Here is a 23,549-nt window from a genome sequence, read left to right as displayed (position 1 = left end):
GGCGGTCTCGGTTATCAGTGGGTCAGGAAGTCCAGCACCATGCGGTTGAAGGTGTCGGCGTGTTCCCATTGCGCCCAGTGGCCGCAGCGGTTGAACACGTGCAGCTGCGCGTTGGGCAGCCCTGCCAGCAGGCGCAAGCCGGTATCCATCGGCACAAAGCGGTCTTCGCGCCCCCAGACCAGCAGGGTTTCGGCGCTGATTTCGTGCAGGCGATGGCTGAAGTCGGGAAACTGTTTGGGATTGATGGTGCTGCTTTTTACGAAGTTTTCCAGGTGGTCGCGGCGCGCCAGAAGGTTATCCAGACGGGTCTGGAACAGTTCTTCGGTCAGGCTGCTGGTGTCGAAAACGAAGACGCTCATCATCTTTTTCAGGTTCTCGATGGTCGGCTCGCGGTACAGCGCACCGATCAGCTTGATGCCTTCGGTGGGCTGGGGCACAAATGCGCTCGGGCCGCCGGTGCCGCCGCCCATGAGGATCAGTTTGCCGATGCGCCCGGGGTTTTCCAGAGCGAAGGCCACGGTGCTGTGGGCGCCCATCGAGTTGCCGATGATGTGCACGCGGTCAAGGTCCAGCACATCGAGCAGACCCTTGAGCGCCGACGCATTGAGGTTGGAGCGTGAGCCTTCGCTCACCACCGGGTCGCTTTTGCTCCAGCCCGGGCAATCGAGCAGGATCACCCGGTAACCGGCAGTCACCAGCGGTTCGATGTTGCGGTTGAAGTTGGCCCAGCCGCTGGCGCCGGGCCCGGAGCCGTGGAGCATGACCACGGTCTCGGCACCCTGGCCGACGTCGTTGTAGTGCAATTGCAGGTCCAGGTCGCCTTCCTTGATACGGGCAAAGCGGCTGGTCGAGGCTTCAGTGAATACGCTGGCAGTGGCAGTCATGGCAGTGATCCTTGAATTCAAAGGGGGTGGGTCAGCGGCTGCGCGCCAAGGGCGCCGAAGCCTGCAATCCATTCGGGAATCGGGCGGTAGTAGCGGCCTTCGGTTTGGTAGGGGCCAAAGGCGGATAATGCGGCGAATGCGGCGACCCAGGTTTTCACCTCGTGGGTCGATTTACCGGCGAGCGCCGACAGCGCGTCATTGCCCAGTGCATCGAGGTCGCTCAAGCGGCCCTGCTCCAGCGTGTCGAGAAACTGCTGGTCCCAGACCGGGTTGAGCGGGTGCAGGCTGTTCTGGTCCTCGACGAAGTGCCGGGCGGCCTGGATGACCCGCTGCTGGCGTGCGGCGCGTTCATCGGCGGGCAACTGGCGGCCGCTGCCCATCAAGCGGTCGGCCATGCGGGCATCGACCTTGGCCAGTTCTGGCACCGGAGGCTGATGGGACAGGCCTCCGGACGCCAGGAACAGCACGCGCAGGTCCAGTGATCTGGCCCACTGGCCGATGGCCTCGCCCAGCAGTCGTGCCCGCTTGAAACCGGGCAGGGGCACGGCTACCGAATTGATGAAGACCGGAATCACCGGGCAGGTGCGCAACCCGCCCAGCAACAGTTCCAGGGGTTGGGCAAAGGCATGATCGACTTGCATTCGGTAGGACACGGCGGTGTCGATACCAGCCTCCATGACGGCTTGGGCGCAGGCTTCGGCCAGGGCTTTGGGTACGTCGAGGGGGCCGGCTGTGGTGTCGAAATCGCCGATGGCATCGGCGGCCATGCCAATGCAAAAAGGCGGCATGACGTCGTAGAAAAAGCCGTTGTAGTGATCGGGCCCCAGGAGCACGATCAGTTGCGGATTGAAGCGGGCGATGCGTTCGCGGGCATTGCGGATCATGCAGTCCACTTCGGCCAGCACTTCGGGGGCCGGGTCGACGTAGCCCACCAGCGGCGTGTGTGACAAACAGTGCAAATAGGCGCTCATCTCAAGCCACCTTGCTGACGGCTGGTGTCACCTGAATGTGTGGTTGCGCGTTGAGCACCTGGGCCAGTTCATTGCAGGCCTTGCCTAGGGTTTGCGGTGTGGCCAGCCCGGCGAGGAAGCGATCAGGGCGCAGCAGGGCAATGGACGATGAGCCGCGGGCGAACCACTCGCGCAGGCGGCCAGTGCTGTCGCCGACCCGAATCACGTCGTTGCCGGCGTCGCTCGGGGCCCTGAGCTGGACATCCGGCAGCACTTGAATAAACCGCGTGCCCAGGGTTTTCCATTGAGCAATCTGCGCCGTCGTAAGGCCCCAGGTCGGGTCGCAGCCCCAGGCGATAAAGGCGAAATTCTCGCCGATCACTTCATCGAGGAGCACGGTCGCACCGGCGTCGGTCAGTACCTTGGGCTGAATGAACATCTTGCCCACCGGCGAGCCTTTTTCGCTCGGCACGATCAGAGCGCCACGGCTGTATTGCGGCATGGGCTTGAAGCGCATCTCGACGAAATAGCGTTTGACCGGCGGCACATAGTTGAGCAGCCACGACACGCCATCGCGCAGGGTGCCCTGCCAGCGCTTGGGGGGGGCCAGTACGTGGCCGGCCAGTACCGAGAGGTCGATCATGGCCTTGGCGTGATCCCGGCGCTCCAGCTCATAGCTGTCGAGCAGGCGGTCATTGGCCAGGCCCTTGATCACCAGTGACAGTTTCCAGGCCAGGTTGGAGGCATCGCGCATGCCGCTGTTGTAACCCTGGCCCTGCCAGACTGGCATGATATGCGCGGCATCCCCGGCCAGCAGTACCCGGCCCTGACGGAAGCGGCCTGCGAGGCGGGCGTTGTGGGTATAGACGCGGCTGCGAATCAGCTCGATGCGATCCGGGTCCGGCAGCACTTTGGCCAGCAGCTTGCGCATGTTTTCGGGCTTGCTCAGCTCGGCCTCGGTCTCACCGGGCATTACCATAAACTCAAAGCGACGCACCCCGTGGGGCAGGGCGGCGGACACGTAGGGGCGCACCGGGTCGCAGCACAGGTACACATGGGGTGTGCTCAGGGGGTCGTTGGCGATATCCACGACGATCCACTGATTGGGCGCAGTCTTGCCTTCAAAACTGATGCCAAGGCTGCGCCGCACCAGGCTGTTGCCGCCATCGCAGCCAATCAGGTACTTGGCCTGCAGGCGTTCGCTGCGACCCTCGGCGTTTTTCAGTGTGAGTTGCACACCGCTGTCGCTTTGCTCGAAGCCTTCGAGTTCGCGACCGAACAGTACCTTGACGTTGTCAAAGCGTTGCAGGCCTTCGAACAGCACGCGATCAGCCAGCGGCTGAATAAAGGCGTTACGGCGGGACCAGCCAAACTCATCGGTCTTGGGCTGGATGTCTGCAAAGCAGCGACCTTTGGGCGTCATGAAGCGCATCGCATGCCAGGGCGTGGTGTGCGGCAGCACGTTATCGGCAAGGCCGACGGCCTGGAATGTGCGCAGGCTTTCGTCGTCCAGGCCAATGGCGCGCGGGTAGTCGATCAGGCTGTCGAGCTTTTCCACCAAGGTGACGTTTACACCACATTGGCCCAGGTAATTGGCGATCATCAGCCCGACAGGACCCGCTCCGACAATGGCGATATCGGTGCTCAGGTCCAAGGTGGAAGCAGTGGGTGCAGAACTCATGGGTATCTCCGTACAGCGCTTTTTTTGGATTTCTTGTTGGGCGCAGTATGGAAATCGCGAAGCTGGTGAACAACGAGAACCCTTGCTAGGGTGCACTCAGTGCACATCGTTGATTTACCGATAAAAATAATGGGAAACACATGAGCGAAACCGAATACAAGGCCGTGCGGGGCCTAATGCGCGGGTTGTTACTGATCAACGGTCTCAACCGTTTTGACGGGGGCGCCAGTACGGCTCAGTTGGCCGAGCAGAGCGGTTTGCACCGTACTACCGTGCGTCGTTTACTGGAGACATTGCAGGCCGAAGGCTACGTGCGCCGCAGTGAATCGGATGACAGCTACCGGTTGACCCTGAAGGTGCGTGAGCTGAGCGAAGGCTTTCGCGATGAACAGTGGATTTCTTCGATTGCTGCGCCCTTGCTGGGTCAATTGCTCCAGCAAGTGGCCTGGCCCACCGACCTGTGCACCCTGGATGGCGACGCGATGGTGATTCGCGAAACCACTCACCGTTTCAGTCGCCTGTCGTTTCACCGTTCGATGGTGGGGCGCCGCTTACCCTTGCTGATGACCGCGACCGGGCGGGCATACTTTGCGTTTTGCCCGCCGGCCGAGCGGGAAGAATTGATCGAGTTGATGATCAGTCGGGACGACTCGCAGTCGGCGTTGGCGGCGGATCGCCGATTCGTCGAGCGACTGGTGGAGCACACACGCAGCAAGGGCTATGGCGAAAACAACGCGCACTGGGGAGAAGAGCGCAAGATCGCGGCGATTGCGATCCCGGTGATGCATGAGGAGCGGGTGATGGGTTGCCTGAACCTGGTGTATATCGCCAAGGCCATGCCGGTCGAGGAAGCTGCACGGCGGTTCTTACCGGCGATGCAGGAGGTGGTGGAAAAGATTCAGGTCGGGTTGGTTCAATAGCCTTCTCAGGCTCATATGATTTTCACGGGGTTAAGGCACAGGCCATGTGAACAGTGCCAAACCTGTGAGAGCAGGTTTGCCTTCGATGCAGACGCACGGTGCGGCAGGCAAACTGCGGTGCTGCCATCGCGAGCAAGCCCGCTCCCACAAAGGGGCTTGCTCCTGGCTCACGGTTGTTGCGCCAACAGCGTGAAGGCTCTGGGAGTGTGAACAGTGCCAAACCTGTGGGAGCTGGCTTGCCTGCGATGCAGACGCCTCGGTGCGGCAGGTAAACTGCGGTGCTGCCATCGCGAGCAAGCCCGCTCCCACAAAGGGGGTGCGTGTGGCTAAAGGCGCTGCCAGAGCGCTTCTGCCTGGGGGTTGCGGTTGTCCCGCCAGCGCACCAGGATCACTTCCAGATGGTCGGACTCCATGTCCGGGTACACGCGCACCAGTTCACCGCGCTCAATCAGCGGCGCCACCATGCTGTGGGGCATGCACGCCACCCCCTGGCCACTGGCGACCATCGGTTTGAGTGCCTCGGACACCGTGGCCTCGAATACCTGCAGCAAACGCTGAGGCTGGGGGTGACGGTTGATCTGGGTACGCGACAGTTCATGCAATTGCGCACTGCGCGAATAGCTGAGCAGCGGGATCGGTTCGTCGGTCTGGGTGCAATGCGCCGCCAGTTGCGGAGTGGCCACCCAGTACAGCTCGTCATGACCCAGGGACTTGACCTCGAACTCGCTCTGGCGCGAGTAGGGTGCGGTCTTGGTGTCGCGATAGAACAGGATGAAGTCGCAGCGCCCGGACATCAGCGCCATGTAGTAGTCGTCGGTGCTCCGATAGCCCGTGTCGATACGGGTGAACAGCGGCGCCTGCGGGCTGTTCAACTGGCTGATCCAGCCCGGGAAAAAGTTGCACGCCAGAGTATGCAGCGAGGCAAAGGTCAGCGGCCGGTTGAGCACCTTGACGCTTTGCTCGCAGTCGCGGGCCATGCGTACCAGCTCAACGGCATTGGGCAGCAGCGCTTCGCCAGCAGCGGTCAGGCGCACCGGGTTGCGCTCGCGGTCGATCAGGGTCGCGCCCAGGTGGGCTTCCAGCAATTGAATGCGTCGGCTCAGCGCCGATTGCGATGAGTTGCGCATGCTGGCCGCGGCCGTGAACTTGCCGGTATCGGCCAGGGCGAGAAAATCTTCGTACCAGTCAATGTTCATAGACTTATTCCAATATTCGATAGCCCGTCCAGCATAGTGGATCAATTGCCGCTATCCGCGCCATGCCGCCGTCTTTATTGTGCACCTAAACCGCCACCTGCCGTTGGATTGTGGTTGACAGACATAACAAGAAGAATTTTAAAAGGGCAATGATATGCACAAATTGAATAGGGCCAAGCTTTTGCTGGGGGCTCCGCTGTTGTCCCTGCTGTTGACCGGTGCCCAGGCTGCCCAGGCAGGTGTGCTGGACAAGGTCAAGGCCCATGGCAGCGTGCGCTGCGGGGTCGCAGGTGACAAACCGGGGTTTTCGCTGATCGATGACAAGGGCCGCTGGACCGGTATGGACGTAGACCTGTGCCGCGCTGTGGCCGCTGCGGTGCTGGGGGATGCGGACAAGGTCGAGTACCTGACCACCACCGCCAAAAACCGCTTTACTGCCCTGGCTTCCGGGGAGATCGATATTCTGTCCCGTGCCGCTTCCTGGACCGCTGAACGCATAGCCAACCTGGGCGTGGACTTCACCACGGTCTGGTTCTACGACGGCCAGGGCTTTATGACCCACGCAGCCGACGGCATCGAGAAACTCACCGACCTGGACGGTGCCACTTTCTGCCTGTCACCGGGCACCACCTCCGAGCAAAACCTGGAGGACTATTTTGGCCGCCGTGGCCTGACTTACAAAACCGTGGTCATCGAAAAAAGCCCCGAACTCTACGCTGCCTTCCAGCGCGGGCGCTGTAACGCCATTTCCAATGACTCTTCGGGGCTGGCGGCGCGTTTGGCGCTGATGAACAACCCCAAGGACTATGCGTTGCTGCCCGAGGTGATTTCCAAGGAGCCGTTGGGGGCCTTTGTCGCACAGGGTGATACGGTCTGGCGCAATATTGTGACCTGGACCGCCTATGCCCTGATGACCGGCGAAGAACTGGGCGTGACCTCGGATAACGTCGACGAGTTGCGTGGCAACAAGAGCGCATCCACCGATATCGCCCGTTTGCTGGGCACCGAAGGCACCATCGGCAAGTCCTTTGGCCTGGACAGTGACTGGGCCTATCGCGCCCTCAAGCAAGTCGGCAACTACGCACAAATCTACGACCGTAACCTCGGCCAGCAGACGGCATTGAACATCCCGCGCGGCCTCAACCGCAGCTGGAAAGACCATGGCCTGATGTACGCGCCGCCGATTCGCTGAGGGGATTTCTGTGATGTCGACCCATCGTTCGCCCAATCTGCGCCTGTCGAGCGTGCTGCAGCAGGGGCTGGTACTGGCTCTGGTTGCCGCGGTGTTTTATCTGCTCTCCAGCAACGCCGCGCTGAACTTGAAGAACCTCAATATCGCCTCGGGATTCGGTTTTCTATCCCAGCGCGCAGGCTATGACATCAGCTTCTCGCTGATTGATTACACCCCGGATGCGACCTATGCCCGCGCCTATCTGGTGGGCTTGCTCAACACGCTGCTGGTGTCGGTGCTGAGCATTGTGCTGGCGACCCTGCTGGGAGGTGCGCTGGGCATGGCGCGCGTCTCGGACAACTGGCTGATCAAGCGCCTGAGCGGCACCTGCATCGAATTTTTGCGCAATGTGCCGCTGGTGGTGCATCTGGTCTGGTGGTACGGCCTGGTGCTGGCGCTGCCGGGGGTCAAGCACTCGGCCTCGCTGTTTGGCGTGGTGTTTCTGAACAACAACGGCCTCACACTGCCCTGGCTCGAACAGGGCAGTGTGGTCGGCTGGGGGCTTTTCCTCATGCTGCTGGGCACGTTGCTGGCTTATGTGTTTTGCCGCTTGAAGGAAGCCCGCGGGCCGTGGCGCGGTTTTGCCTGCAGACGCTGGCCCGCGCTGTTGGCCGGGGCGGTGCTGCTGCCCGTGCTGGTGTATGCCTTGAGTGATGCCCATGTGCAATGGGAAGTACCGGTGCAGCGCGGTTTCGGTTTCAAGGGCGGAATCACCCTGGTGCCGGAGATGCTTGCGTTATGCCTGGCCTTGTCGTTCTACAGCGCCAGTTATATCGCCGAGATTGTGCGTGGCGCGATTGAGTCGGTACACCGCGGCCAGTACGAAGCGGCCAGGGCGCTCGGCTTCAAATCCGGTTCCACAATGCGCCAGTTGATCGTACCCCAGGCCATCTACCCGATGATCCCGCAGATCACCAACACGTACCTGAATATCGTCAAGAACTCTTCACTGGGGGTGGTCATCGGTTTTATGGAACTGGTGTCGTCCACCGGCGGAACAACCCTGAACCAGACCGGCCAGGCCATTGAATGCATCGCGCTGGTGATGGGCACTTACTGCCTGATCAGCCTGGTGATCTCCCTGGGGATGAACATCTACAACCACCGTATCGGCCAGAGGGGGCACTGAACATGACCGCAATGAATCAGGCACTGGCAGTCCCGCTGGCACCGCCGCGCTTGCCCTGGGTACAGCGCGCCGCAGCCTGGAGCCGCAGCCAGTTGTTCCCCAGCGTGGGCCACAGCCTGCTGACCCTGGGCGTGCTGGCGCTGCTGTGCTGGTGCATTCCTGCTGCGCTGAACTGGCTGGTATTCGATGCCACCTTCATCGGCAGCAGTGCCAAAGACTGCAACCCCGGCGGCGCCTGCTGGTTGCCGATTACCCAACGCTGGAACCTGTTTGTGTACGGCTTCTATCCGCAAGCCGAACAGTGGCGGGTAAGCCTGGCACTGGTGCTGGCAGGGGCGGCGTTTGTCTTGCTGTTTTTCAAGCGCCTGGACCGTCGCCTGCTGCTGGCGTATCTGGCGTTGCTGCCGATCGTGATGTGGTGGCTGCTCAAGGGCGGTGCCGGTTTGCCCGAGGTGTCTTCGACCAAGTTCGCCGGGATGCTGGTGACAGTATTTCTGGGCACCGCCGGGATGATTTTCGCGCTGCCGCTGGGGATTTTGCTGGCGCTGGGCCGACGTTCGAAACTGCCGGTGGTGCGCATGCTTTGCGTGCTCTATATCGAGCTGGTGCGCTCGGTGCCGGTGATTTCGCTGCTGTTTATGGCTTCGCTGATGATTCAGCTGTTCCTGCCGCCGGATTCGGCCTTCGACATCCTCTTGCGGGTGCAACTGGTGCTGATCCTGTTTACCGCCGCCTATATGGCTGAAACCCTGCGCGGGGGTTTGCAGAACCTGCCCAAGGGCCAATACGAGGCGGCCATGGCGCTGGGTTTTGGTTACTGGAAAACCATGGGCCAGATCATTTTGCCGCAAGTGCTCAAGCAATCCATTGCGCCCTTGCTCACGCAGTTTATCGGCCTGTTCAAAGAGACCACGCTGGTGATGATCGTCGGCGTACTGGACATCGTCGGTATCGCCATGAGCACCGCCGTCGCCCCGGAATGGGTTGAGTACGGCCACGAAATCTACGTCTTCCTGGCGATCTACTTCTTCGTCATCTGTTTTGCACTGTCGCGCTATGCCCGACACCTTGAACAACGTATGGAGCAAAGCCGCTCATGATCAGCAAACCCAAGGCTGATGCCGCCGCAATGGTACGCATCGAACAATTGAACAAGTGGTTCGGCAATGCCCATGTGCTGAAAAACATCTCGCTGAATGTCCATGCCGGGGAAAAAGTAGTGATCTGCGGGCCTTCGGGCTCCGGCAAGTCAACTCTGATCCGCTGCATCAACCAGCTGGAACAACACCAGCAGGGCCTGGTTGTCGTGCTGGGCGAGGAACTTGACGGCGACCTCAAGGGGCTTGAGCGCATCCGCCGCCAGGTGGGCATGTGCTTCCAGCACTTCAACCTGTTCCCGCACCTCACGGTGCTGAAAAACTGCACGTTACCGCAGACTTCCAACCTGGGCGTGCCCGAGGCTGAGGCCATTGAACGAGCGCTGGGCTTGCTGGACAAGGTCAAGATGCGCGACCACGCCAACAAGTTTCCGTCGCAGTTATCCGGTGGTCAGCAGCAACGAATCGCCATAGCCCGGGCGCTGTGCATGCAACCCAAGGTCATGCTGTTTGACGAGCCGACCTCGGCCCTGGACCCGGAAATGATCGCGGAAGTGCTGGACGTCATGACCGGCCTGGCCCAGGAAGGCATGACCATGATCTGCGTGACCCACGAAATGGGTTTTGCACGCAAGGTAGCCGACCGCATTGTCTTTATGGATCAGGGTGAAATCATTGAAGAGGCCCCCCCGGAGCGGTTTTTCTCAGCCCCTGAATCACCTCGAACCCAACGTTTTTTGAGCCAGATCATCAATCACGGAGTGCATGCCCAATGACCCAATCCATTGCGATGGCCTTGCATGGCGGTGCCGGTGTGCTGATGCCCGGTGTTTTGACCCGCGAAGACGAACAGGCGATCCACGCAGCACTGCTGCAGGCGCTCAAGGCGGGTGTCGATGTCCTGGAAAAGGGCGGCAGCAGTCTGGATGCGGTACAAGCCAGTGTGGTTGAGCTTGAAGAGTGCCCCTGGTTCAACGCCGGCAAAGGCGCGGTGTTTACCCACAGCGGTGACCACGAACTGGACGCCGCGATCATGAACGGGGCCAACTTGGAAGCCGGAGCCGTAGCCGGCGTGCATCATGTGCGCAACCCGATATGCGGTGCGCGGGCGGTGCTGGAGCATAGCGAGCATGTGCTGCTGGCCGGTGCCGGGGCGGACTTGTTCCTGTCCGAACAGGCGGGTCTCGAACATGTCAGCAATGACTGGTACGACACGCCTTTGCGTCGTCGCCAGTGGGCTGCGCAACAGCAGCAACCGGAGACGGTGTTGCTGGAGCCGGGAGGTGTGGAGAAAAAATTCGGCACTGTGGGGGCTGTCGCCCTGGACCGTCACGGCCATGTAGCAGCAGCCACCTCCACCGGGGGCATCACCAACAAACGCTACGGCCGGGTGGGTGACTCGCCACTGATTGGCTCCGGCACCTGGGCGGATGACCGCAGCGCGGCGATTTCGGCGACCGGCCACGGCGAGTTCTTTATGCGCACCGTGGTGGCCCACAATATTGCATCGCGCATTCGCCTGGTGGGTTCGAGCCTGGCAGACGCCTGCGAGCAAGTTGTACAGGGCGAGCTCAAGGAGCTCGGTGGTAACGGCGGCGTGGTCGCCGTGACACCGGGCGGCGAGACCGTGCTGAGCTTTAATACGCCGGGCATGTACCGCGCCTGGCTGGATACTGACGGCGGCCTGCACACCGCCATTTATGCCGAGGACGACTGCCTGCATCGACTTTGAGTGAATTGACCCGCGGGGCGGCTGGAGATTAGTCTCGATCTCCTTTCGCCCCGTGGAATGCATCGATGATCACCTGCTACCTGCGTTACGTGATTGACCCTTACCAACTGGCCGAATTCGAGGCCTATGCCAAAGTCTGGATCCCGCTGGTAGCCAAATTTGGCGGCCAGCATCACGGTTACTTCCTGCCCTCGGAAGGTGCCAATAACATTGCTCTGGCCATGTTTACCTTCCCCAGCCTCGCAGCCTATGAAGACTACCGCGAACGCTCAAAAACGGATGCCGAATGCATTGCCGCGTTCAAACTGGCTGAAGATAATCGCTGTATCCTGAGTTACGAGCGCAGCTTTTTCAGGCCGGTTTTCGACTAACCCCCACTTCTTCAAAGAGGCATGCCCCTATGGCAACTGCATCCGCATTTATTGATATTCCCGCTTCACCCGATCAGGTCTGGCAATTGATCGGTGGTTTCAACTCGCTGCCGGACTGGTTGCCCCTGGTTGCCGTCAGCGAAGCTGGCGAAGGCGGGCGCTTGCGCCATCTGCAGACCGTGGATGGCACGGTGATCGTTGAGCGCCTGCAAACATTCGACAATGCCGGCAAGACCTACAGCTACTCCATTGTCGAGGCGCCGTTTCCGGTGACCGACTACCTGGCGACCTTGCGCGTTGAAGCGCTGGGCGACGGCGCCCGTGTGACCTGGTCGGGGCAGTTCACCCCGGCAGGTGTAAGCACTGAAGCTGCCGAAGAGCTGTTTACCGGGGTCTATCAGGGTGGGCTGGCGGCGCTGAGCGGCAATTTCGCAGGCTGATTTGTTGTGGGAGCGGGCTTGCCCGCGATGGTATCGACGCGGTTCGACGGGCACACCGCAGCGCCTGAATCGCAGGCAAGCCAGCTCCCACACGGCATGTTGTGCTCACATAAATGAGGTTTGCCTGATCATTATTGTGGGAGCGAGCCTGCTCGCGAAGGTATCGATGCGGTCTACCAACTGAACCGCGTCGCCTGAATCGCTCGAGCCCAGTTCCCACATTAAATGCAAGCGCAAAAGTGGGTTGAAAATACCCGTTATCCGTGCCGTGATGGCCATTTCAAATCAACTAAATCTTAAAAAGTGTGGCTATTTAATGACTTAGGTCAGTATTGCCTTGAAATAAAATGTGCAGAATCACTTGTTACTGATTGTTACGATAGGGTAAGATCGCCCTGCGTTCACCTACCACGGTTTATGCATTTTTAAGCCCCAAGTTTCCATCAGCTACTTGGGCTTTTTTTTGCCTGAAATTTGATATTGGATCCAATTTTCGGGCAATAAAAAGGCGCCAATCGCTGGCGCCTTGTGGCAGTTGCCACGCTCTAATAAGCGACTCAGCGCACCAGGCAGGGTTTTTTGTTGTCGTATTTCCAGCCGGGAATCATGTACTGCATGGCCACGCTGTCATCCCGGGCACCCAGGCCCATGCCTTTGTACAGTTCGTGAGCCTTGGCCACGGCGTCCATGTCGATGTCCACGCCCAAGCCAGGCTTTGTCGGAACCTTGATATGGCCGTCGACAATTTTCAGCGGTTCACGGGTCAGGCGCTGGCCGTCCTGCCAGATCCAGTGGGTATCAATGGCGGTAATATCCCCCGGCGCTGCAGCCGCAACCTGGGTGAACATGGCCAGGGAAATGTCGAAGTGGTTGTTGGAATGCGAGCCCCAGGTCAGGCCCCATTCGTGGCACATCTGCGCAACGCGTACCGAGCCCTGCAGGGTCCAGAAGTGCGGGTCGGCCAATGGGATGTCCACGGCCTGCGATTGAATCGCATGGCCCATTTCGCGCCAGTCGGTGGCAATCATGTTGGTGGCGGTGCGCAGGCCGGTGGCGCGGCGGAACTCGGCCATGACTTCGCGCCCCGAATAGCCGTTTTCGGCGCCGCAAGGGTCTTCGGCATAGGCCAGTACCCGATGCTGGTCGCGACACAGGGCGATGGCTTCCTTGAGAGACCAGGCTCCATTAGGGTCCAGAGTGATGCGGGCATCGGGGAAACGCTCGGCCAGTGCAGTGACCGCTTCGATTTCTTCGCCGCCGCGCAGCACGCCGCCCTTGAGCTTGAAGTCGTTGAAGCCGTAACGGGCCTGTGCCGCTTCCGCCAAGCGCACGATGGCCTGTGGGGTAAGGGCTTGTTCATGGCGCAGGCGTGTCCAGTCATCGCCATCCGCTTCGCTGCGGTAGGCCAGATCGGTGTGTTGACGGTCGCCAATATAGAACAGATAGCCGAGCATCTTCACGGAATCCCGTTGCTGGCCTTCACCGAGCAAGGCGGCTACCGGCACGTGCAGAAATTGACCGAGCAAGTCGAGCAGGGCGGCTTCCATTGCCGTCACGGCGTGGATGGTGATGCGCAGGTCGAAGGTTTGCAGGCCGCGCCCCGCCGAATCCCGTGCGGCGAAGGTGCTGCGCATGGCGTTGAGGACAGCCTGGTAATTGCCGATGGGCTGGCCAATCACCAGGCTACGGGCGTCTTCCAGGGTTTCGCGGATGCGTTCGCCACCGGGCACTTCACCCACGCCGGTATTGCCGCTGCTGTCCTTGAGGATAACGATATTGCGGGTAAAGAAGGGGCCGTGGGCGCCGCTCAGGTTGAGCAGCATGCTGTCATGGCCCGCCACCGGGATCACCTGCAGGCTGGTCACGATCGGAGCTTGGCTGGCGTGGTGTTGATGGTCGGCATTCATGGTCTGGTCCTTGTCAGGCAGTTTGCAGGGCGGTGGGGGTCACGGCCGTGGGTGTGGGTTTGGTTTTGGCAAAGAACACAATGAGTGCCGCAATGATCGACGTGCCGGCCAGGCCATAGAGCCCGCCCTGGATCGAGCCTGTGGTTTGTTCCAGAAACCCGAAGGTGGTGGGGGCGACGAAGCCGCCGAGGTTGCCGATGGAATTGATCAAGGCAATGACTGCCGCCGCGATACGTGCATCCAGGTAGCCTTGGGGAATGGGCCAGAACAGCGCCGAGGCCGACTTGAAGCCGATGGCGGCAAAGCAGATGGCGATAAACGCAAAGATCGGCCCGCCGGTGGTGGACATAAACATGCCGATGGCGGCAATCACCAGGGCGGCCGCCACCCAGGCCTGCTGGAACCTGAATTTGCTGGCCAGCGAGGCAAAGGCATACATGGCAATGATTGAAATCAGCCACGGGATCGAGTTGTAGAAGCCCACCTGGATATCGCTCAGGTCACCCATTTTTTTGATGATGCTCGGTAGCCAGAACGTGGCCGCGTAAATGGTCAGCTGGATACAGAAGTAAATCGCGCAGAACAGCATGATCTGGCGGTCCTTGAGCAGCATGCCCAGGGTCGGCTTGACGGTGTTGGCGGCATCGCGTTCACGCTGTTCGCGGTCAATTTCGTTAACCAGCGCATCTTGCTCTGCAAGGCTGAGCCATTTGGCGTCATGGGGTTTTGAGTCCAGCCAGAACCACACAAACACGCATAGCACCACCGAGGCCATACCTTCGATGATGTACATCCACTGCCAGCCGTGCAGTCCCATGCCGGTGATTTGCAGCAGCAGGCCGCTCAGTGGTCCCGAGATCAGCGAGGCCAGTGCCGAGCCGCTGAGGAAGATGGCAATCGCCTTGCCGCGTTCGGCGCCCGGCAGCCAGCGGGTGAAGTAATAGATCACGCCCGGGAAGAAGCCCGCTTCGGCGACGCCAAGCAGAAAACGCAGGATATAGAAGTGGGTTTCGTTCTGGATAAAGGCCATCAGGGTGGCGGTGATACCCCAGGTGAACATGATTCGGGTGAGCCAGATGCGGGCGCCAACTTTTTGCAGCAGCATATTGGACGGCACTTCAAACAGTGCGTAGCCAATGAAAAACAGCCCGGCACCGAAACCATAGGCGGCGGCACCAATGCCCAGATCGTGCTCCATGTGGCTGCGCACAAAGCCGATGTTTACCCGGTCGATGTAGTTGACGATAAACATGATGACGAAAAGTGGCAGTACATGCCTCTTCACTTTTTGGATCGCACGCGCCAGGACGGGGTCGTTGGCGTACGCAGCAGACGGATTGCTGGAAGTGTTCACAATTCAAAGCCCCACTGATTATTTTTATGCGGGTTGTGTGTGCTGCAGATGGCCCTGCAGTTGCCAGACATCATACGAGTTGGTTTTTTCCCTAGCAATGCCATGAAACAAACGAAAAAGTTATAAAAGATGCAGCTTTAGATACCTTTTATGAGGTTTTATCGCTGTTTAGAGCATTTTAAAGCCAGAGGTCAGGTTCGGAAACGTATCTGCCTGGGGGGCAGAACTCGTTCAAAACCCAAGGTTTTCTGAGATTTATATAGCTTGTCATACATGTTGGGGTGCTAGTATCAAGCGGTCTTGTACGAATGGATTTGCCCCATGCATGACCCCCAGAGTGCGCCGCTGCGCAAGCGTTCACCGGGCCTGGCCCACGACATCGTGGCCGAGCTGACCCAGCGAATTTTGCTGGGCCAACTGGCGCCCGGCGAGAAGTTGCCTTCCGAGTCGGCCATCGTGCGCGAGCACGGTGTAAGCCGCACGGTGGTGCGTGAAGCGATTTCAAAATTGCAGGCATCCGGGCTGGTCGAAACCCGTCACGGCATTGGTACCTTCGTGCTTGAGCGCGATCCGCGCCAGGGTATCCACCTGAGCCGTGATACCGCAGCCAGCGTGCGCGGTATCGTCGAATTGCGCCTGGGCCTGGAGACCCAGGCTGCGGCGCTGGCCGCGAGGCGGCGCACGGAGGAGCAACTGCTGCAGATGCGCCAGGCGCTGGATGACCATCAAAGCTCACTGGCCAACAACGACAGCAGCGTCGAGCCGGACCTGCGTTTCCACCAGTTGATCGCTCAGGCCACGGGCAACGCTTATTTCACCGATATCATTGCCCAGTTGGGGCGTTCGGTGATTCCGCGTACCCGGATCAATAGTGAAGAGCGCGGTGATGCCGATCTCAAGCAGTTGGGGCAAATGGCTGTGCTGGAACATGAGGCGATCTTGCGCGCGATCCGCCGTCAGGACCCCGACGCCGCCCGCGCCGCCATGCTGCTGCATTTGAGCAACAGCCTGGAGCGCATGGCGGGGGGGTGAGGGCTGTCACTTCAACGCCATATCCTCAGGATTGATCTGTTTCCAGGCTTGCAGCACCACCTGCGCTTTGGGCTCCGAGGTAGAACTGGATCAACGCCAATCGGGCATCGCGAAACGCCGGCTGGCGCTTGAGCAGTTCTTCCATTTGCGCGCAGGCCTGTTCGAGCTGACCGCTCTGGTGCAGGGCCACCGCCAGCACATAGCGGTACTGGCTGTTGTCCGGTTCCAGTTTTACGGCCTGCTGCAAAGCTTTCATCGCTTGTTCGGGCTGGCCACCGCGAATCAATGCCAGCCCCAGACTGTGTTGCAACAACGCTGCCTGTGGTTGTGCCTTGATCGCGTCGTTGAGCAGGGTCGAGGCCTCGGCACTGCGCCCACTGGCCTCCACCCATTGGGCCAGAGTGACCAGCGCCGGGTAGAAGTCCGGGTCGCGCAGCAGGGCGGCGCGCAGTCTGGCCTCGACCTCGGCATTGCGCCCGCTGGCCTGATACAGCATGGCCAGGTTGAGGTTGGACTCGGCCCGTTCGGCCAGGCTCAGCTGCACGCTTTCGTATTCACCGATGGCCTTGTCCCACGCCACTTGATTCGTGCCCAGGCCATTGCGCGCAGCGCCCTGCAAGTTGCGCGCGGCGATGATGCGCACTGCACGCACGCTGTCACTCAACAATGGGCTGAGCAACGCGACCCGCTCTGCCGGAGGCAAGAAAGCGCTCACTGCCCGCACCGCGCTTTCACGCACTTGCGGGGCAGGGTGGTTGAGGTCCTTGCTGGCCAGTTGCAGTGCGGATTCGCTGGGGTAGTTGGCCAGTTCAGCCAACAACGTGGCGCGTTGAATCGCTGGCAGGTTGCTGCGCCGCAATTGCTCGTAGAGCGCCTGCGCAGCACCCGGCCGGCCGCCGCGGATCAGCCACAGGCTTTCATCGTACCGGGCTGCTTGCGGTGCATCGTGGGCGGTCCAGAGCTTGAACTGCTCCGTCACCCTGTCACCGGCCTTGCCCTGATGGCAGCCCAGGCAGGCATCCGTTGTGCCCAGGGCTTTGGCCCGCACCGGGTTGGGGATGCTGAAGCTGTGGTCATGGCGATAGTCGTTGCCCATGTAGAACTTGCCGGGCATATGGCAATCCACACATTGCGAGCCCGGTTGGCCTTCGGCATGGCGATGGTGGTCGATGGCGTCATAGTTCTTCGCTTGCAGGCCCTTGCCATCAATCCCGGCAATGGCTGCTTTGCCGGCCGTGTTGTGGCATTGCAGGCACAGTGCATTGCCCGCTGCCTTGAGTTCGGTGCTGTGGGGGTTGTGGCAGTTGCTGCAACGCACGCCCTTGTCGAACATCTTGCTTTGCAGGAACGAGCCGTGTTCGAACACCTCGTCCTTGATCTTGCCGTCCAGTGCGTACAGCTCGCGGGTCAGTACGCTGGGCAGGTAGTCGTCCATCAGCCGCTTGCCCACGGTAAAGCCATCGCCCAGCGGGGCGCGGCGGGCATGGCAGCGGGCGCAGGTTTCGAGTTCTACCGTGGCGTCCTTGCTTTTAAGGTCGACGTCAAAGCCGCTGTGGGGCAACGGGTTGTTTTCCGTGACAGCACGCAGATGGCTGGACGCCGGGCCGTGACAGGCCTGGCAACCGACGCCGAGACTGTTCCATTGGCTGTTGAAGCTGTTGCTGGCGGCATCAAAGTTACGTTTGTAGCCGGTGGTGTGACATTCGACGCACATAAAGTTGGCGTTCTGGTTCGGTTTGCTCCAATGCAGCGGGTTCTTGAAGCTCACCCCCTGGCCTGGGTACAGATGGAACCAGCGGTGTTTTTCGGTATCCCAGGCCACCCCCAGGGCTTGCAGTCTGCCGTCGCCAACTTCGATCAAATACTGCTGCAACGGCGCAATGCCGAAGGTGTAAGCGACCTTGAAGTCGGCGGGTTTGCCATCCAGCCCCGGCGTATTGACCCAGAACTCGTCGCCCTGGCGAAAAAACCGGCTGTTTTCGCCTTCGCCCTTGAACGTGGCATTGCTGAAGTCGGCCAGTACGGTCTGCGGCGCGGCCACCTGCATGGCCAGTTGATGATGAGAGCCTTGCCAGTCCTTAACCTGGGCGTCGTGACAACCCTGACACTGTTGCTCGTCGACCATCTGCGCCGGGGCGACGGGCTCGGCCACCGCAGCCGTGGCCAGCACCTTGGGCTCATACACCGGCGCCGGGCGGCTGAGATAAAACCATAACCCGCCCAGCACCACCAGCAACACGGCTGCGCTTACGGGTAACAGGTAACGGCTCATCAGGGTGGGGCGCGAATCAGGTGGGTTTGCAGCTTTTATAGTTTTAGTTTTGGGCATTGCGACTTCCGTATCCAAAAGGCTCTAGCGTTCACCGACAAACCAGCGGTAATAGGGGTTGGCGCCATCGCCACGAATTACTTCACGGATATCCCGGCTCCATGCCTCGCGGTCGCCATCATAGGCATGCAGGCTGGAACTGTAAAACTGCATCAGGCGTTGCTGTTGGCTGTGCATGCGCTCGACAAACTCCGGGGCGGCGTTGAGCAAAGGTATCGGTTGGCGCAGATCGAGCAGCGCCGGCAGCACCCGGCTGATTTCTTTGCTGCGCACCCACGGAGCGTACTCGATACGCGGTTGGTCGTCCGTGACGGCCGGCGCATCTGCAGCAAAGCGCACCAGCCCTTCACGGTCGGTCACCCAGGTTGCCAGCAGTGCCGCTGGCGAAGCGACGCCCACATCCTGCAGGGCGCTGCGTACACCCGGTTGCCCGAAACGGGCGCTGATGCGCGCGGCATCCAGTTCAATGGGCTGCAATGAACCCACCAGCAGCATTTCGTGAAACTCGCTGGTCCATAGCGTGGCGTAAGGGAACACGTCGAGAAAACTGCGCACCAGCGAACGCGAGTCGTCGATATTCTGCGTCGGCAACGGCAGCCATTGCGCAACTATCCCTTGCGGGTGCAGGCGCTGTGCAGCCAGTTGATAGAAGTCCCGCGAGTACAGATTGACTACGCCGGCGGCGGAGGGCGGTGGTGGTTCGAGGGTGATCAGGTCATAGCGCTGCTCGCTGCGCAGAAGTTCCTGGCGACCGTCGCGCAAACGCACCTGCAAGCCGGGGTTGGAAGCCGCAGCGAAGTTGCCTTTGAACAGGGTTGAAGCCTTGACCACCGAGGGCAATAACTCGGCCACCACCCGTTGTTCCAGTCCCGGGTAACTCAACAGGGCCCCGGCAGTGATCCCGGTGCCAAAGCCGATCACCAGCGCCGAGCGTGGTTCGCCGTTGTGGATCAACAGCGGCAACAGGGCCTAGATACGCATGTAGCGCAGCGACGGCATGGCATCACCGGTGTTGGATACGCCCTGGATATACAGGCGGTGGAAGCTGCGTTCACCCTTGCCCTGGGCCACGACGGCGACGGTGCCGCCGCGACCTTCCTGGTAAAACACCAGCTCACCGTTACGGGCTCCGGGCAGCAGTTCGGCGAGGCGCTCAACCGGCGTTAAGACGGCTACCAGCAGCGCTGCCAGGCTGAACGCAACGACTGCCTGGCGATGGCCTTTCTTGACCCGGTGCCCCTGCTGTACCGCGATCAAACCTACTGCAGCGGCGATGACTGCCAGCATGCCGAGCGTATGTACCAGCCCCAGCCAGGGGATCAGGACAAAACCGCAGAGGGCAACGCCGACGATCCCGCCCAGCGTGTTGAACGCCACGACTGCACCGACATCCCGCCCGATCCGGCCGGGGCCGACGCACAGGCGCAGGGCTATCGGGAACGCTGCGCCCAACAGCAACGTAGGGATAAACACAATGCTCAGTGCAGCCACTGCGAAGCGGGCGCTCATGCCCAGCAACACACTGCCACCCAAGGCCAGTGCCGCAGTCTCTGCCTGGGTTTGCAGCAGGATCAGCCAGCGTCCGAGCAGGGCAACTTCCAGCAGGGCAACCAGTCCGGCCCCGGCAATCAGCAAGGCAAACACTCCCCAGGGATCGCGTAGCCGATCAACCCGGCGCGCCATCAGGCTGCTGCCGATAAACAGTCCGGTCAGGTAAGTGGCCAGCACCACGGCAAAGGCGTAGGTACGGGTGCTCATGAACTGAACGATCGATTGCGACCAGACCACTTCGTAGCCCAGTGCCACACCGCCCGCGATGGCATACAGGGCCATGGCCAGCCGGGCCGGTTTGTGTGCCGCGCTGGTCGCCACCGGATCGGCGACAATGGTGTGCTGCCCGCGTTGCAACCACAGGGCACCCGCGGCGGCAATCAGGTTGAGTGCGGCGGCTACAACGGCACTGGCGAAAACACCGAGGCTGGCAATCAGGAGAAAAGCGGTCAGCAGAGTGCCGACAATCGCCCCGCCGGTATTGGCGGCATACAGGCGGCCACCGGCCTGGCCCAGATGTTGCGGCTCGGATGCCAGTGCGCGTATCAGCACTGGCAGCGTGCCGCCCATCAAGAGGGCGGGCAGCCCCACCAGCAGCAATGGCAGTAACCAGGCGGGCAGGCCGATCCGTTGTTCGAGCCAGGCAAATGGCGCCGCGGCCATACCCAGCCCCAGCGTGGCGCCGATGCCGAGCACGGCCACACCCACTTCAAGGCCCGCATATAACAGCAAGGGTTTGCCCAGGCGGTCGGCGCAGCGGCCAAACAGCAGCCCGCCAAGGGCCAGCCCGGCAAAGAAGGCGCTGATGCCGGTGGTGATGGCGTACACCTCGACACCGATCACCAGCGACAGTTGTTTGATCCACAGCACCTGATAGATCAGGGCGGCAGTACCGGAAATAAATAGCAGCAAGGCAGTGGCAGACAATGCAGTACGGCTGGGCGGTAAGGGTGACGGCATTGCGCGGGAGCCTTGTGCAGAAGGAATTCGGGAAGGAATCGTTACCCCGTGTGGGAGCGGGCAAGCCCGCTCTCACAGGGCAGGTTTACTGCGCTGGCTGATTTTTCATTTTTTCCGCAATCTTGGCGTCTACCGCTGCCCGTACCTGATCGATACTGAAGCTTGGCGGCTTCTGGCTCGGCGGGTAATCGACGAAGGTTTCCAGGAAGTTGGCCGCCTTCATGATTGCCAGTTCGTTCAAGTAGACGTTTTTCGTGCTCCAGTCGTAATACTGATCGGAGACCACGTCAGCCCGTTCGAACGGGTCCATGCGCAGGTTGAAGATTTTCGGCACCCGCAGGCATACGAAAGGTTCGCTCCAGACCTTGAAACCGCCCGGTTCGCGTTGCTCGCAGAACACCACTTTCCAGTTGTCGAAACGCATCGATACCAGCATGCCGTCATCGTTGAAGTAGTAGAACTCGTTGCGATTGCCCTTGGGTTGTTCGCCGGTCAGGTACGGCAGCTGGTTGAAACCGTCCAGGTGCACCTTGAAGTTGTTGCCACCTGCCACCGGGGCCCAGCCCTTGAGCAACTTGTCTTTGACATCGGCATCGCCAGCCACCGCGAGCAGGGTCGGGAACCAGTCCAGCCCCGAGAACATCTCGTTACTCACTTCGCCAGCCTTGATTTTCCCCGGCCAGCGCACGATAGCCGGGACACGGAAGGCACCTTCCCAGTTGGAGTTCTTCTCGTTCCGGAACGGCGTGGTGGCCGCGTCCGGCCAGGAGAACTGGTTCGGCCCGTTGTCGGTGGTGTAGACCACGATGGTGTTGTCGGCGATTTTCAGGTCATCGAGGGTTTTCAGCAGTTTGCCGACGTCGCCGTCATGCTCAAGCATGCCATCGGCGTACTCGTTGCCGGGCATACCACTCTGGCCCTTCATCGAGTCGCGCACGTGGGTAAAGACGTGCATGCGCGTGGTGTTCATCCACACAAAAAAAGGCTTGTCGGCCTTGGCCTGCTTTTCGATGAACTCCTGCGCGGCCGCGGTGGTTTCGTCGTCGATGGTTTCCATGCGCTTGGCGGTCAGGGCTCCGGTGTCTTCAATCTTGCCGTCGGCAAAACTGTGGATCACGCCACGGGGCGAGGTGGCCTTGACGAAAGCCGGGTCATCCTTGGGCCAGTACGGGCGTTCGGGTTCTTCCTCGGCATTGAGGTGGTAGAGGTTGCCGAAAAACTCGTCAAAACCATGATTGGTCGGCAAGTACTCGTCGCGGTCGCCCAGGTGGTTTTTACCGAATTGTGCAGTGGCGTAGCCCTGGGATTTGAGCGCCTGGGCGATGGTGATATCGCGCTTTTGCAGGCCTACCGGTGCTCCCGGTATGCCGACTTTGGACAGGCCTGTGCGCAGCGGCGTCTGCCCGGTGATAAACGACGAGCGCCCGGCGGTGCAGCTGTTCTCTGCGTAGTAGTCAGTGAACATCATGCCTTCTTTGGCAATCCGGTCGATGTTGGGGGTTTTGTAGCCCACCACACCCATGGAGTAGGCGCTGATATTGGACTGGCCAATGTCATCACCAAAGATCACCAGGATATTGGGTTTTTCGGCGGCCACGGCGGTGGCGGACAACGCCATCACCGAAGCCGCCACGAGGGCTAGCCGGGGGAACCACTTGGCTGTTCGAGTCATGCAACTTGCTCCTTGTTGACCTGGTTGGTGCACTGCTGACGGCTGTTTTTCTTATTGCTGTTGCTCGTTGGCACTGGTCTCGAACGGGTAGATCCGTCGCCATTGCGACGCCATATCGACGATAGTCCAGTCCTGCTGTTTTGCCTGATCGAGCGCCTTGTCCAGGCGGCCGATTTTCGAGTCCTTGTCATAGGCCCATTCGCGTTTGGCGTCGGTGTGATGCACCAGCCCCATCAGGCGCGGGCCGTCGCCGGCGGCGGTCCACTGGAGCATCTGCAGGTCGCCGTCGGAGTTGCCGAAGGCGAGGATCGGTCGGCGGCCAATCACGCTGTCGATACTTACCGGCTTGCCGGGGCCGTCATCGTTGTGGGCAATTTTGGCGGTGCGCAGGATTGACGGTTTGCCGTCCTTGACCTGGTATTCGGTGACAAACGTGGAGCCGATCACGTGCTCTGGCGGTATGCCATAGACCTCTTCGGCAAATACGCGCATAAAGCCGGTATCGCCGCCGGACACGATGTAGGGCTTGAATCCCTGGCTGCGCAGGTAGGCCAGCACTTCCAGCATCGGCTGGTAGACCATCTCGGTGTAGGGCTTGCCGCTGGTGGGGTGGCGTGCGCTGCTTAGCCAGCGCTGGACGTTGTCGCGGAACTCATCGGTGGTGAGCCCTGCGTGGGTCGTCATGAAAATTTTCAGCAGGCCCTCCATGCCGCTTTCGGCCAGGGCTTTGTGGTCGTTTTCCAGCACCGCCTTGAACGGTTGCTGGTCTTTCCATTCCGGGTGTTGGGGGGGCATGCGTTTGATTTCGTCGAAGGCAAACAGCTCCTCGAAATAACCCGGTTGCTCGCTCCACAGGGTGCCATCGTTGTCGAACACGGCGATACGCGCTTCGGGTTGTACAAAGCCCTTACTGTCTGGCGTGGTAACCGTCTCGACAAATTCGATGATGCTTTTTTTCGCCGGCCCTTGGTTCCAGGAGGGCAACGGGTCGGCAGCCAGGGCGAACAGGGGCAGGGCGAATAGCAGAGTCGCTGCCGTTCTTGCCGAGATCCTTTTGCTCCAGTGGGAGCGAGCCTGCTCGCGAAGGCCATTCGCTGTCTCTTATACACATCT

17 protein-coding genes and 2 pseudogenes are annotated in these 23,549 nt (G+C 60.6%); 9 read left to right on the top strand and 10 right to left on the bottom strand.

Annotation, left to right across the window (positions count from 1 at the left end; genetic code table 11):
• Window positions 1-14: 14 nt before the first annotated feature.
• Genes QN377_RS11650 through QN377_RS11640 form a run of 3 tightly spaced genes read right to left on the bottom strand, consistent with a single transcriptional unit; the run spans window position 15 to window position 3,515 of the window.
• Window positions 15-884: an alpha/beta fold hydrolase gene (locus tag QN377_RS11650; protein WP_095018100.1), complete on the bottom strand. Its 870-nt coding sequence runs from the start codon at window positions 882-884 to the stop codon at window positions 15-17.
• Between the two features lie 17 nt (window positions 885-901).
• Complete coding sequence (gene mhpB, locus QN377_RS11645; RefSeq protein ID WP_322213043.1) at window positions 902-1,855, bottom strand: 3-carboxyethylcatechol 2,3-dioxygenase; 954 nt, start codon at window positions 1,853-1,855, stop codon at window positions 902-904.
• A 1-nt stretch (window position 1,856) separates the two neighbouring features.
• Entirely contained in the window at window positions 1,857-3,515 is a 1,659-nt protein-coding gene (locus QN377_RS11640; RefSeq protein WP_322213042.1) for a bifunctional 3-(3-hydroxy-phenyl)propionate/3-hydroxycinnamic acid hydroxylase, read from the bottom strand.
• A 140-nt stretch (window positions 3,516-3,655) separates the two neighbouring features.
• Here QN377_RS11640 and QN377_RS11635 point away from each other — a divergent pair, with 140 nt between their 5' ends.
• Window positions 3,656-4,435: a DNA-binding transcriptional regulator gene (locus QN377_RS11635; protein WP_095000509.1), complete on the top strand. Its 780-nt coding sequence runs from the start codon at window positions 3,656-3,658 to the stop codon at window positions 4,433-4,435.
• A gap of 326 nt (window positions 4,436-4,761) precedes the next feature.
• On the opposite strand, the gene QN377_RS11630 is transcribed toward QN377_RS11635, so the two are convergent.
• Window positions 4,762-5,631 (bottom strand): LysR family transcriptional regulator, encoded by an 870-nt coding sequence (locus tag QN377_RS11630; protein WP_095000508.1) that lies wholly within the window; start codon window positions 5,629-5,631, stop codon window positions 4,762-4,764.
• A gap of 154 nt (window positions 5,632-5,785) precedes the next feature.
• Here QN377_RS11630 and QN377_RS11625 point away from each other — a divergent pair, with 154 nt between their 5' ends.
• From QN377_RS11625 to QN377_RS11595, 7 genes are all read left to right on the top strand, one after another.
• Window positions 5,786-6,823 carry an amino acid ABC transporter substrate-binding protein gene (locus QN377_RS11625; protein WP_322213040.1) on the top strand — a complete coding sequence of 346 codons (1,038 nt, stop codon included), beginning with the start codon at window positions 5,786-5,788 and terminating at the stop codon, window positions 6,821-6,823.
• Between the two features lie 13 nt (window positions 6,824-6,836).
• Complete coding sequence (locus QN377_RS11620; RefSeq protein WP_095018094.1) at window positions 6,837-7,991, top strand: amino acid ABC transporter permease; 1,155 nt, start codon at window positions 6,837-6,839, stop codon at window positions 7,989-7,991.
• A 2-nt stretch (window positions 7,992-7,993) separates the two neighbouring features.
• Window positions 7,994-9,091: an amino acid ABC transporter permease gene (locus QN377_RS11615; protein ID WP_095000505.1), complete on the top strand. Its 1,098-nt coding sequence runs from the start codon at window positions 7,994-7,996 to the stop codon at window positions 9,089-9,091.
• Window positions 9,088-9,864: an amino acid ABC transporter ATP-binding protein gene (locus QN377_RS11610; RefSeq protein ID WP_323567626.1), complete on the top strand. Its 777-nt coding sequence runs from the start codon at window positions 9,088-9,090 to the stop codon at window positions 9,862-9,864. The genes QN377_RS11615 and QN377_RS11610 overlap by 4 nt, the downstream gene beginning before the upstream one ends.
• Window positions 9,861-10,820: an isoaspartyl peptidase/L-asparaginase family protein gene (locus tag QN377_RS11605; RefSeq protein ID WP_095000503.1), complete on the top strand. Its 960-nt coding sequence runs from the start codon at window positions 9,861-9,863 to the stop codon at window positions 10,818-10,820. Before QN377_RS11610 ends, QN377_RS11605 begins: the two co-directional genes overlap by 4 nt.
• A gap of 65 nt (window positions 10,821-10,885) precedes the next feature.
• Window positions 10,886-11,191, top strand: a complete 306-nt coding sequence (locus QN377_RS11600) for an NIPSNAP family protein (protein ID WP_095000502.1) — start codon at window positions 10,886-10,888, stop codon at window positions 11,189-11,191.
• A 29-nt stretch (window positions 11,192-11,220) separates the two neighbouring features.
• Window positions 11,221-11,631, top strand: coding sequence for an SRPBCC family protein (locus tag QN377_RS11595; protein WP_095000501.1), 411 nt, complete (start codon window positions 11,221-11,223; stop codon window positions 11,629-11,631).
• Window positions 11,632-12,188: 557 nt separating this feature from the next.
• Here the strand turns inward: QN377_RS11595 and gudD are convergent.
• Together gudD and QN377_RS11585 are read right to left on the bottom strand one after the other, a co-directional pair.
• Window positions 12,189-13,538, bottom strand: coding sequence for a glucarate dehydratase (gene gudD / locus QN377_RS11590; RefSeq protein ID WP_095020980.1), 1,350 nt, complete (start codon window positions 13,536-13,538; stop codon window positions 12,189-12,191).
• 13 nt (window positions 13,539-13,551) lie between these two features.
• Window positions 13,552-14,892 carry an MFS transporter gene (locus QN377_RS11585; RefSeq protein WP_095020979.1) on the bottom strand — a complete coding sequence of 447 codons (1,341 nt, stop codon included), beginning with the start codon at window positions 14,890-14,892 and terminating at the stop codon, window positions 13,552-13,554.
• 321 nt (window positions 14,893-15,213) lie between these two features.
• Between QN377_RS11585 and QN377_RS11580 the strand changes: the two genes are divergently transcribed.
• Complete coding sequence (locus QN377_RS11580) at window positions 15,214-15,924, top strand: FadR/GntR family transcriptional regulator (protein ID WP_095018091.1); 711 nt, start codon at window positions 15,214-15,216, stop codon at window positions 15,922-15,924.
• A gap of 6 nt (window positions 15,925-15,930) precedes the next feature.
• Here QN377_RS11580 and QN377_RS11575 read toward each other — a convergent pair.
• The 4 genes and pseudogenes from QN377_RS11575 to QN377_RS11560 form a co-directional block, all read right to left on the bottom strand.
• Window positions 15,931-18,253, bottom strand: a pseudogene (locus QN377_RS11575) (tetratricopeptide repeat protein).
• A 24-nt stretch (window positions 18,254-18,277) separates the two neighbouring features.
• Window positions 18,278-20,764: pseudogene (locus QN377_RS11570) on the bottom strand (fused MFS/spermidine synthase).
• Between the two features lie 85 nt (window positions 20,765-20,849).
• A complete protein-coding gene (locus QN377_RS11565; RefSeq protein ID WP_095000495.1) occupies window positions 20,850-22,436 on the bottom strand; it encodes an arylsulfatase in 1,587 nt (528 codons plus the stop codon).
• A gap of 51 nt (window positions 22,437-22,487) precedes the next feature.
• Window positions 22,488-23,486 (bottom strand): HAD family hydrolase, encoded by a 999-nt coding sequence (locus QN377_RS11560; RefSeq protein WP_323567629.1) that lies wholly within the window; start codon window positions 23,484-23,486, stop codon window positions 22,488-22,490.
• Between the last annotated feature and the right edge of the window lie 63 nt (window positions 23,487-23,549).

Source organism: Pseudomonas sp. CCC4.1 (assembly GCF_035019225.1).
GTDB lineage: Bacteria > Pseudomonadota > Gammaproteobacteria > Pseudomonadales > Pseudomonadaceae > Aquipseudomonas > Aquipseudomonas bubulae.
The sequence above is the reverse complement of the archived record's forward strand: the minus strand, read 5'-3'. Positions and strand labels throughout refer to the sequence as shown.

Coding starts and splice junctions, on each gene's coding strand:
- QN377_RS11620 (WP_095018094.1), top strand. CDS start 6,837: ATGTCGACCCATCGTTCGCCCAATCTGCGCCTGTCGAGCGTGCTGCAG.
- QN377_RS11625 (WP_322213040.1), top strand. CDS start 5,786: ATGCACAAATTGAATAGGGCCAAGCTTTTGCTGGGGGCTCCGCTGTTG.
- mhpB (WP_322213043.1), bottom strand. CDS start 1,855: ATGAGCGCCTATTTGCACTGTTTGTCACACACGCCGCTGGTGGGCTAC.
- QN377_RS11580 (WP_095018091.1), top strand. CDS start 15,214: ATGCATGACCCCCAGAGTGCGCCGCTGCGCAAGCGTTCACCGGGCCTG.
- QN377_RS11650 (WP_095018100.1), bottom strand. CDS start 884: ATGACTGCCACTGCCAGCGTATTCACTGAAGCCTCGACCAGCCGCTTT.
- gudD (WP_095020980.1), bottom strand. CDS start 13,538: ATGAATGCCGACCATCAACACCACGCCAGCCAAGCTCCGATCGTGACC.
- QN377_RS11565 (WP_095000495.1), bottom strand. CDS start 22,436: ATGACTCGAACAGCCAAGTGGTTCCCCCGGCTAGCCCTCGTGGCGGCT.
- QN377_RS11630 (WP_095000508.1), bottom strand. CDS start 5,631: ATGAACATTGACTGGTACGAAGATTTTCTCGCCCTGGCCGATACCGGC.
- QN377_RS11635 (WP_095000509.1), top strand. CDS start 3,656: ATGAGCGAAACCGAATACAAGGCCGTGCGGGGCCTAATGCGCGGGTTG.
- QN377_RS11605 (WP_095000503.1), top strand. CDS start 9,861: ATGACCCAATCCATTGCGATGGCCTTGCATGGCGGTGCCGGTGTGCTG.
- QN377_RS11600 (WP_095000502.1), top strand. CDS start 10,886: ATGATCACCTGCTACCTGCGTTACGTGATTGACCCTTACCAACTGGCC.
- QN377_RS11640 (WP_322213042.1), bottom strand. CDS start 3,515: ATGAGTTCTGCACCCACTGCTTCCACCTTGGACCTGAGCACCGATATC.
- QN377_RS11595 (WP_095000501.1), top strand. CDS start 11,221: ATGGCAACTGCATCCGCATTTATTGATATTCCCGCTTCACCCGATCAG.
- QN377_RS11615 (WP_095000505.1), top strand. CDS start 7,994: ATGACCGCAATGAATCAGGCACTGGCAGTCCCGCTGGCACCGCCGCGC.
- QN377_RS11610 (WP_323567626.1), top strand. CDS start 9,088: ATGATCAGCAAACCCAAGGCTGATGCCGCCGCAATGGTACGCATCGAA.